Source organism: Paenirhizobium naphthalenivorans, from assembly GCF_007992095.1.
GTDB lineage: Bacteria > Pseudomonadota > Alphaproteobacteria > Rhizobiales > Rhizobiaceae > Allorhizobium > Allorhizobium naphthalenivorans.
Window position 1 is genome coordinate 101,094 of sequence record NZ_BJZP01000015.1, and the last position, 9,553, is coordinate 110,646.

Consider the following 9,553-nt stretch of genomic DNA (forward strand, 5'->3'; position numbering starts at 1 on the left):
ATCTGCCTTGCGGCGGGTGCGGTCTTGCCGCAAGCCTTGTTCGCCCAGCAAGCCGTCGAGCGCCCGAAGATGCGGCCTCTGGCGCCGGCCGACGCGACGGGGCTGGAGCGTGGAGGGAGCCCTGTGACCGATGCCGGAACGCTGGATCGCGGTGCGCGTCCGGAGGCAAAGGACGACGAAAAGCGGCAGGCAGCGGGAGTTGAGGATCAGCAGGGGGTCAACATCTATTACCGCATGGGGGTCCCTCTTCCCGACCTGCCGCCCGAGCCGGAATACAAGGGACCCATTGACGAGGCCTATGGCGCGTTTCAGCGCGGCTTCTTCCTGACGGCTGTCGACAAGGCCTTGCCTCGCGCCCAACTCGGCGATCCGGCGGCGCAGACCCTGCTCGCCGAACTGATGAATCGCGGGCTGGGCATCAAGACCGATCCAAAAGGCGCGGCCTTCTGGTACGGCCAAGCGGCGGCCGGCGGCTATGCACCGGCGATGTTCAAGTATGCCTTGCTGTTGATGGAGGGAAAGCTCGTCCCTCGCGACAAGGCCAAGGCTGACGAATACATGCATAAGGCGGCGGATGCCGGCAATGCGTCGGCGCAGTTCAATTGGGCGCAGACGCTGGTTTCCGACAATCCCGGCACCAAGGGGCTGTCCATGGCCTTGCCCTATTACGAGAAGGCCGCCGAGCAGGGCATTGCCGACGCGCAATATGCGGTAGCGCAGATCTACCAGGCGCTGACGGAGCTTCCAGAGGACAAGCGCAAGCGAGCGCGATACTGGCTCGATCGGGCGGCGCGCGCCGGTTTCGACACCGCGCAGCTCGATATTGGTATCTGGCTCGTCAACGGCGTTGGCGGGGATCGCAATTACGAGCAGGGCTTCCGCTGGCTGAAGATCGCCGCCAACCGCGGCAACGTGATCGCGCAGAACCGTATTGCGCATCTCTACGTCAATGCGCTCGGCACGCCCCCGGACCCGGTCGAGGCGGCCAAGTGGTATGTGCTATCCCGCCGGGCCGGTCTGAAAGATCCCGGGCTCGAGGACTTTTATCTCGGGCTGACCGAAGAAGAGCAGAAGAAGGCGATCGACGCGGCGAACAAGTTTCGCCGCATCTGACGGTGGCCGTAGGGGCAGGGGGCGAACGTGGACAATGTGGAACTCTTCGAACGCCTCGGCCTCGCGATCGCCATCGGCGCCGCTGTCGGGGTCGAGCGTCATTGGCGAGAACGCGACGAGCCGGAAGGAGGTCGCACAGCCGGCATCCGCACCTTCACCTTGTTCGGCATGGCCGGCGGCGTGGCTGGTCTGCTGGAGCGAAGCTTCGGTGTCGCCTCAAGCTATTCCGGCATTACGCTAACCGGCTTTTTGATCGCAATCGCCCTGGTCATGGCGATTTTCGAGATGCGCGAGGCGATCGCCGAAAAGACATACAGCGTCACCTCGGTGGTCGCCGCCATTCTGACCTTCGGGCTTGGTGCGTTGGCCGCGCTCGGTGACATGGCGCTCGCCTCCGCCGGCGGTGCGGCGCTGGTTACCATCCTGGCGAGCCGAGAGTTCCTGCACCAGGCGATCCGACGCCTGACATGGGTCGAGCTGCGCTCGGCCGTCATCCTGCTTGCCATGACCTTCGTGCTCCGACCGATCCTGCCCGACACACCGGTTGGACCGTTCGGTGGGGTGTCGCCGAAGAGCATTGTCATGCTGGCCATCATGCTCGCCTCGATTTCCTTCGCTGGCTATGTCGCGGTGCGCATGTTTGGCTCGACGCGGGGCGATGTCCTCGCCGGCGCCATCGGCGGCCTTGTTTCCTCGACCGGTACGACCGTAGCCTTCGCCCGGCGAAGTGCCTCAGGCGAGGACGGGACTACTTTGAGCGCGGGCGCGATCAGCGCAAGCGCGGTCTCACTGTTGCGGACCGCGCTGCTTGTCGCCACACTGGCCCAGACGCTGTTACCGGTCCTTCTTTGGCCTCTGGTTGCCGGTGCTGCGGTCTTGGCGCTCTATGCTTTGATCCTTGCGCGTAGTCATCAGTCGACGGGAGGGGAGGTGGCTCCGGGCAACCCGTTCGAATTGGCGGCCGTGGCGAAAATGGCATTGCTCCTGACCTGTGTCGCGTTTCTGGCGCGGGCGGCGACGCAGCAGTTTGGCGGCGCGGGGCTTATCTTTGCCTCTGCCCTGTCGGCGCTCGCCGATGTCGACGCGGCAACGGTGACGGTGGCGAGCTTGCTGCCGTCGCTACAGCCGGGCGTTGCCGCGCAGGCAGTCGGAGTCGCCGCATTGACCAACATGGCGGCAAAGGCGGTTTATGGCAGCGTTTTCGGCTGTGCCCGGTTCTCCTGGCATCTTTGGGGGGCAACCGCATTGTCGGCCGCGGCGGCGCTCGGTGCCTGGGCGCTCGGCAGTGTCGTATGAGCGGGTAGGACACGCGCTTGCTGCTGGATACCCCTTGAATTCCGGCCATTTTTGTGATCTTGAACCGCGCAAACTGCCGCGACCCGTCGCGCCACACCTGCCGCCGTCGCCCGGCGCATGCCGCACTTTCAAGGAAACCGATATGGCCCGTTCAGCACTCCTCAATGTCATGGTTCAGTCCGCGCTCAAGGCGGGCAAGTCCCTGGCGCGCGATTTCGGCGAGGTGCAGAACCTGCAGGTTTCCATCAAGGGACCGAGCGATTTCGTTTCTCAGGCCGACATCAAGGCCGAGAAGCTGGTGCGCGACGAGCTTTTGAAGGCTCGTCCGACCTATGGTTTCCTTGGCGAGGAGAGCGAGGAGATCAAGGGCACCGACGGCGCGCATCGATGGATCGTCGATCCGCTTGACGGCACGACGAACTTTCTGCACGGTATTCCGCAATTCGCTGTATCGATCGCGCTTGAGCGCAATGGCGAGATTGTCGCCGGTGTGATCTTCAATCCGGCGACTGACGAACTTTATACCGCCGAAAAGGGTGGTGGTGCCTTTCTCAACGATCGTCGTATCCGGGTCGCCGCGCGCAAGGTCCTGTCCGATTGCGTCGTGGGCTGCGGCATTCCGCATCTGGGCCGCGCCGCCCACGGCAAATTCCTCGTTGAATTGCGTCACGTTATGGGCGAAGTCGCCGGCGTCCGCCGCATGGGCGCGGCCGCACTCGACCTTGCCTATGTCGCCGCCGGCCGGCTCGACGGCTTCTGGGAGGCCGAGCTTAACCCGTGGGACATGGCGGCAGGTCTCTTGCTGATCCGCGAGGCGGGCGGTTTCGTCAGCGACATGCACGACGGCAGCGATATGTTCCACACCGGCACCGTGGTCGCCGGCAACGAGTATATTCGCAAGGCTCTCGTCGAGGTTATCGCGCGGCCGATTCCGAAGGCCTGAGCCTTTATACAGCCGTCGAGTTCACCCGGCGGCTTTTAGCTTCAATTCGTCGCAATTTTCCACTAGCCTCCGGCGCAAAGATTACCGGAGGCGGCGGACGACATGGCGAAGGTTAAGCTGGCGGATCTGGAGGCGGCGGAGGCCGCGCCCGGCGAGTATGGTCACAAGCTCTCCAGTCCAATGCCGTTCTTCACGACGATGCTGATCTTCCTGATCATCGTCGGTTTCATCACCGCGATCCTCTACCGGCAGGCCCATGCGGCCTTCATCACCAATCCGGGCCTGAACGGCCTTATTCTCGGCGTTCTGGCGGTTGGCATTGTTCTGGTGTTCAATCATGTGCTGGCGTTGAGGCCCGAGGTCCGCTGGTTCAATTCGTTCCGCGCCGCCGGCGACGCAGACAAGGTCGGGCGCGAGCCGCGGCTGCTGGCGCCTATGCGGGCGCTCATCGGCGGGCGCCGCTCGATGGCGATCTCAACCACGGCGCTGCGCTCGATCCTTGATTCGATCGCTACCCGCCTCGACGAATCACGCGACACCTCGCGCTATCTGATCGGCCTTCTCGTTTTCCTCGGCCTGCTTGGCACCTTCTGGGGTCTGCTTGGCACGATCGCCTCGATCAGTTCGGTGATCCAATCGCTCGATCCGGGCTCCGGCAGCAGCACCGACGTGCTTCAGGCGATGAAAACCGGCCTGACGGGCCCGCTCTCCGGCATGGGGACGGCATTCTCGTCCTCGCTGCTCGGGCTGTCCGGCTCGCTCATTCTCGGCTTCCTCGACCTTCAGGCCGGCCGGGCGCAGAATCGTTTCTATACCGAGCTGGAAAACTGGTTGTCGTCCGTGACCGACGTCGATTCCGACATGGCGGCGCCATCAGGCGGCCCGAGTGGCGTTCCCGCCGAAGACATCAGGCGGCTGGTCGATCAACTGGCCAAGCTGGCGACCCGCGAGAATGCCGGCGGCAGCGACCGCTCGGTGGCGGCCATCGCCGGGCTTGCCGAGGGCATCCAGGGGCTGGTCAAGAACATGCGTAACGAGCAGCAGATGCTACGCGACTGGATCGAGGCGCAGCAGGAGGATGCCCGTGCCATGCGCAAGACCCTCGACAGGCTCAATGAGAAGATGGGCGGGGGCAAATAGCCATGGCGCTCGCCCGCAACCGACGCCGCGAGCGCGGCGTAGACTATTGGCCGGGCTTCGTCGACGCACTGTCGACCCTGCTTCTGGCGATCATGTTCATGCTCACCGTCTTCGTCCTGGCGCAGTTCCTCCTCAGCCGCGAGATCACCGGCAAGGACGAGGTTCTTAACCGGCTGAACAGCCAGATCGCCGAACTGACGCAACTCTTGGCGCTGGAAAAAAGCGGCAAGCAGGATCTCGAGGACACACTCGCCTCGCTGCAATCCTCGCTTTCGACCTCGGAGAGCGAGCGCAGCCGTTTGCAGCAATTGCTTGATAGCGGCGCCGGTTCGACGGATGCCGCCAACCAGAAACTCGGCCGCCTGACCCAGGAACTCGATGCCGAAAGGCAGGTGAGCGGGCGGGCGATGAGCCAGATCGAACTGCTCAACCAACAGATCGCGGCGCTACGGGCCCAGATCGCGGCGGTTGAGGAGGCCTTGCAGGCTTCGGAGGCGCGCGACCAGAATTCGCAGGTGAAGATTGCCGATCTCGGTCGCCGCCTCAATGTGGCGCTCGCCCAGAGGGTTCAGGAGCTCAACCGCTACCGCTCCGATTTCTTCGGCAGACTTCGAGAAATCCTTGCGGATCGCGAGAACATTCGAATCGTCGGCGACCGCTTCGTGTTCCAGTCGGAAGTCTTGTTCCCCTCGGGCGGCGATGTGCTCAATCCGGAGGGCGAAGTCGAGATGGCCAAGTTAGCCGGCGCCCTGCTTGACCTGGCCAAGGAAATCCCGCCTGAGATCAACTGGGTGTTGCGCGTCGACGGGCATACCGACAATGTTCCGCTCAGCGGCTCGGGCCGCTATGCCGACAACTGGGAGCTTTCGGCCGCGCGCGCCATTTCGGTGGTCAAATACCTGATCTCGAAAGGCGTCCCATCCAACCGCCTGGTCGCCGCCGGCTTCGGCGAGTATCAGCCCATCGCCGAAGGCGACAGCGCGGAGGCCCGCGCCCAGAACCGCCGCATTGAACTGAAACTTACCGAGCGTTGATCAGGTCGGCCGGCGACTAGCAGAACTGCTAGGTTGTGCGCTCCTTGACGTGCCCGTAAAAGTAAGAGGAAGTGGGAGCAGGCGAGGGGAGTTCGCGGATGGAATGTGATGTGCTGGTGATCGGTGCCGGTCTGGCAGGGCTTGTGGCGGCAAGCGAGGCCGCCGACAGAGGTCTTAAGGTCTGCGTGCTCGACCAGGAGGGAGAGCAGAATCTCGGCGGTCAGGCCTTCTGGTCGCTCGGCGGCCTCTTCCTTGTCGACAGCCCCGAACAGAGACGCATGGGGATCCGTGACAGTTTTGAACTGGCCCGACAGGATTGGTTCGGTTCCGCTGGGTTCGACCGTGCCGAGGACTACTGGCCCCGTCACTGGGCTGAGGCCTATCTCGAGTTCGCGGCCGGCGAGAAGCGCGACTGGCTGCATCGCCAGGGAGTCCGCTGGTTCCCGGTCGTTGGCTGGGCTGAGCGAGGCGGCGCACTGGCGACTGGTCACGGCAATTCGGTGCCGCGTTTTCACGTTACCTGGGGGACAGGACCTGCGGTGATTGAGCCCTTCGTCCGGCGGACCCGGAACGCTGAACGCGAAGGGCGTCTGACTTTCCGTTTCCGTCATCAGGTCGACCAGCTCGTGACGAGCAACGGCGCGGTGACCGGCGTACGGGGCAGCATGTTGGCGGCAGATGCGGCACCGCGCGGTGCCCAATCCTCGCGTGACGTGGTCGGTGAATTCGAGATCTTTGCCGGCGCCGTCATCGTCACGTCCGGCGGTATCGGCGGCAATCATGACCTTGTGCGCAAGAACTGGCCGGTCGAGCGGCTTGGGTCGCCGCCGAAGTCGATGGTGGCGGGCGTGCCGCACTACGTCGACGGGCGGATGCTCTCGATTGCGCGTGCGGCCGGTGGCGAAATCATCAACGGCGACCGCATGTGGCACTATACGGAGGGTCTCAGAAATTTTGACCCGATCTGGCCGAACCACGGCATCCGCATTCTCCCCGGTCCGTCATCCTTCTGGTGCGACGCGGATGGGAACCGCTTTGCGGCGCCCGCAATGCCCGGTTTCGATACGCTGGCGACGCTGAAGGCCATTCGGGCCCGAGGTGACGAATACAGCTGGTTCATTCTCAACAAGGCCATCATCAAACGGGAATTCGCCCTTTCAGGTTCGGAGCAAAACCCCGACCTGACGGGCAAGAACATTCGTCTGCTGCTCAAACGCCTGGGTAAGAACCCGCCGGGTCCTGTCCAGGCTTTCATGGACAAAGGGGAGGATTTCATCGTCCGCGACACGCTTGAGGATCTGGTTGTCGGTATGAACGAGTTGACCGGCGAACACCGGGTCGGCATCCACCATCTGCGTGGTCAGGTCGAGGCACGCGATCGCGAAATTCTCAACGACTTCAACAAGGATGCCCAGGTGACGGCGATTCGCGGCGCGCGCCACTATCTCGGCGACCGGCTGATGCGCACGGCGAAACCGCATCGTCTGCTCGACCGCAAGGCTGGTCCGCTGATCGCCGTCAGGCTTCACGTTCTGACCCGCAAGACGCTTGGCGGCTTGCACACGGATCTTTTCTCGCGGGTGCTCGACGATACCAACAAGCCGGTGCCGGGTCTCTATGCGGCCGGCGAGGTTGCCGGTTTCGGCGGCGGCGGTGTTCACGGTTACAATGCGCTGGAAGGCACGTTCCTCGGTGGCTGCCTGTTCTCCGGCCGCATCGCCGGCCGATCGGTCGGAGCCTGACCGGCTCCGACGTCTTGGCCGCCGGCTATTCGGCCGCCGGTGCGGCGAAGTCGCGACCGCCGGTCTCGAATTGCAGCCTGGCCAGTTTGGCGTAGAGGCCGCCGTGCTGGATCAGGCTGTGGTGCGTGCCTTCCTCGACGATATGGCCGTTATCGAGAACCAGGATGCGATCGGCCTTCAGCACTGTTGCCAGCCTGTGGGCGATGACGATCGTGGTACGATCCTTCATCAGGCCGTCCAGCGCCTTTTGCACCAGGGTTTCACTTTCGGCGTCGAGCGCCGAGGTCGCCTCGTCGAGCAGGAGGAGCGGGGCGTTGCGCAGGAGGGCACGAGCGATGGCGATGCGCTGGCGCTGGCCTCCGGAGAGGGTGATTCCCCGTTCTCCGACCTTCGTGTCGAAGCCGCTTTCAAGACGCATGATGAATTCGGTCGCTTGGGCCGCCTCGGCTGCCGCCTCGACCATCTGGCGGGTCGCGGATGGCGAGCCGAAGGCGATGTTGTCGTGGATGGAGGAGGCGAAGATCGTCACATCCTGCGGAACGATGGCGATGCGCGCGCGCACCGCCTCTGGATCCGCCTCGCGAACATCGACATCGTCGATCCGCACGATTCCGCTGACCGGATCGTAAAAGCGCAGGATGAGCGAAAAGACCGTGCTCTTGCCGGCACCCGATGGACCGACGATAGCGACGGTCTCGCCCGGCTCGACGCGGAAGCTCAACCCCTTGAGAGCCGATTTGGAACCGCTCGACGGGTAAGTGAAGTGAACGTCGCCGAAGCTGACGCGGCCGAGGGGAGGCTCGGGCAGCGGTATCGGGTTGACCGGCGTGGGCACCTGCGAGGTTTCGTGCAGCAACTCGCCGAGGCGCTCGGCGGCACCGGATGCCTGAGCAAGTTCGCCCCAGACCTCGGACAGCGTACCCATCGAGCCCGCGGCAATCAGCGAGTAGAGCAGGAACTGGCCGAGCGTACCGGCGGAAATCGTGCCGGCCAGCACGCTTTGGGCGCCGAACCACAGCACCGCGACGATACTGCCGAAGACCAGCGTGATCGCGACGCCTGTCAACAGTGCGCGCGACTTGATCGCCGCACGAGCGGCCTCATAGGCCTGTTCGACGGCTGCGCCATAATGGTCGGTGGCGATCTTCTCGGCATTGAACGCCTGCACGGTACGGGCGGCGCCAATCGTCTCGCTGGCGAAGGCGGAGGCTTCGGCCAGCGTGTCCTGAGCGGCGCGCGAGCGGCGGCGGACCGAGCGACCGAAAGCAACGAGCGGAAAGACGATGACCGGGATCGCGGCCAGGACCATCACCGAAAGTCGCGGGCTGGTTGCGATCATCATCCCCATGGCGCCGAGACAGAGGATGGTATTCCTGAGCGCGAGCGAAGCGGTCGCGCCGACCGCTGACTTGATCTGGGTCGTGTCGGCGGTCAGCCGGGAGACAATCTCGCCGGACTGGTTGACATCGAAAAAGGCGGGCGAGAGCCTAGTCACATGGGAGAAGACGTCGCGGCGAAGGTCTGAGACGACCCGCTCGCCGATGGTGATGACGAAATAATAGCGCATGGCACTGGCAAGCGCGAGAACGACCGCCAGGATGGCCATCATTCCGAAATAGTTGTTGATGAAACCGCTGTCGGAGGCGTTGAAGCCGTGATCGACCATGCGGCGGACGGCGAGCGGCAGGGCGAGTGTCGTCGCTGCGGCCAGACCGAGAAAGAACAGGGCGCCGGCGACGAGCTTGCGATAGCGCATGATATAGGGCAGGAGGCGAGCGAGGGGCTTGATGGAGCGGCGTTTCGGCTTTTCAACTTCGGTGACTGCGGACACTTTACTCTTCTCCGGCCCGGGCAACGGGCTTTTGTACCATGGCACTTGTTATCCCTGTGCCCTTCATGTATAGGCACCGCATCGAATTGGGAAGCCGTGGCTTTTTCGGACTACGGCTTCATCTATTGTATAGGGTCGCTGGACGCAATTGCGGCACATGGACCCTCCGGCACATCAGGAAGATCGCAATGAAGGCTGACATTCATCCCGCCTACCACATGATCAAAGTGGTCATGACCGACGGCACAGAATACGAAACCCGTTCCACTTGGGGTTCGGAAGGCGCTGTCATGAACCTCGAAATCGACCCGAAGTCCCACCCGGCTTGGACCGGCGGCAACCAGCAGCTGATGGACCGCGGTGGTCGTGTATCGAAGTTCAACAAGCGTTTCGGTGGCCTTGGCCTCTGATCGAATTTCGATCGACGTTTTGCGAAAAGCCCGGCTTGTCCGGG

At 63.6% G+C, this 9,553-nt stretch carries 8 protein-coding genes; 7 read left to right on the top strand and 1 reads right to left on the bottom strand.

Annotated features, from left to right (window positions below; genetic code table 11):
- Positions 1-69 precede the first annotated feature (69 nt).
- The 6 genes from RNA01_RS15155 to RNA01_RS15180 all read left to right on the top strand — a co-directional run bounded on the left by RNA01_RS15155 (position 70) and on the right by RNA01_RS15180 (position 7,268).
- A complete protein-coding gene (locus tag RNA01_RS15155) occupies positions 70-1,113 on the top strand; it encodes a tetratricopeptide repeat protein (RefSeq protein ID WP_431308589.1) in 1,044 nt (347 codons plus the stop codon).
- Between the two features lie 27 nt (positions 1,114-1,140).
- Positions 1,141-2,409, top strand: coding sequence for an MgtC/SapB family protein (locus RNA01_RS15160; RefSeq protein WP_147181054.1), 1,269 nt, complete (start codon positions 1,141-1,143; stop codon positions 2,407-2,409).
- A gap of 142 nt (positions 2,410-2,551) precedes the next feature.
- Positions 2,552-3,352 (top strand): inositol monophosphatase family protein, encoded by an 801-nt coding sequence (locus RNA01_RS15165; protein ID WP_147181055.1) that lies wholly within the window; start codon positions 2,552-2,554, stop codon positions 3,350-3,352.
- Positions 3,353-3,454: 102 nt separating this feature from the next.
- Positions 3,455-4,492, top strand: coding sequence for a flagellar motor protein MotA (locus RNA01_RS15170; RefSeq protein WP_147181056.1), 1,038 nt, complete (start codon positions 3,455-3,457; stop codon positions 4,490-4,492).
- Positions 4,493-4,494: 2 nt separating this feature from the next.
- Complete coding sequence (locus RNA01_RS15175) at positions 4,495-5,526, top strand: peptidoglycan -binding protein (RefSeq protein ID WP_147181057.1); 1,032 nt, start codon at positions 4,495-4,497, stop codon at positions 5,524-5,526.
- A gap of 98 nt (positions 5,527-5,624) precedes the next feature.
- Positions 5,625-7,268 carry an FAD-binding dehydrogenase gene (locus tag RNA01_RS15180; RefSeq protein WP_147181058.1) on the top strand — a complete coding sequence of 548 codons (1,644 nt, stop codon included), beginning with the start codon at positions 5,625-5,627 and terminating at the stop codon, positions 7,266-7,268.
- 25 nt (positions 7,269-7,293) lie between these two features.
- On the opposite strand, the gene RNA01_RS15185 is transcribed toward RNA01_RS15180, so the two are convergent.
- Complete coding sequence (locus tag RNA01_RS15185; RefSeq protein ID WP_235916666.1) at positions 7,294-9,099, bottom strand: ABC transporter transmembrane domain-containing protein; 1,806 nt, start codon at positions 9,097-9,099, stop codon at positions 7,294-7,296.
- 188 nt (positions 9,100-9,287) lie between these two features.
- Here RNA01_RS15185 and rpmE point away from each other — a divergent pair, with 188 nt between their 5' ends.
- Positions 9,288-9,509, top strand: coding sequence for a 50S ribosomal protein L31 (rpmE, locus tag RNA01_RS15190; RefSeq protein ID WP_147181059.1), 222 nt, complete (start codon positions 9,288-9,290; stop codon positions 9,507-9,509).
- Positions 9,510-9,553 lie beyond the last annotated feature (44 nt).

Excerpts from the sequence above, each read along its gene's own strand:
- RNA01_RS15155 (WP_431308589.1), top strand. The coding sequence starts at position 70 with ATGCGGCCTCTGGCGCCGGCCGACGCGACGGGGCTGGAGCGTGGAGGG.
- RNA01_RS15165 (WP_147181055.1), top strand. The coding sequence starts at position 2,552 with ATGGCCCGTTCAGCACTCCTCAATGTCATGGTTCAGTCCGCGCTCAAG.
- RNA01_RS15170 (WP_147181056.1), top strand. The coding sequence starts at position 3,455 with ATGGCGAAGGTTAAGCTGGCGGATCTGGAGGCGGCGGAGGCCGCGCCC.
- RNA01_RS15175 (WP_147181057.1), top strand. The coding sequence starts at position 4,495 with ATGGCGCTCGCCCGCAACCGACGCCGCGAGCGCGGCGTAGACTATTGG.
- RNA01_RS15180 (WP_147181058.1), top strand. The coding sequence starts at position 5,625 with ATGGAATGTGATGTGCTGGTGATCGGTGCCGGTCTGGCAGGGCTTGTG.
- rpmE (WP_147181059.1), top strand. The coding sequence starts at position 9,288 with ATGAAGGCTGACATTCATCCCGCCTACCACATGATCAAAGTGGTCATG.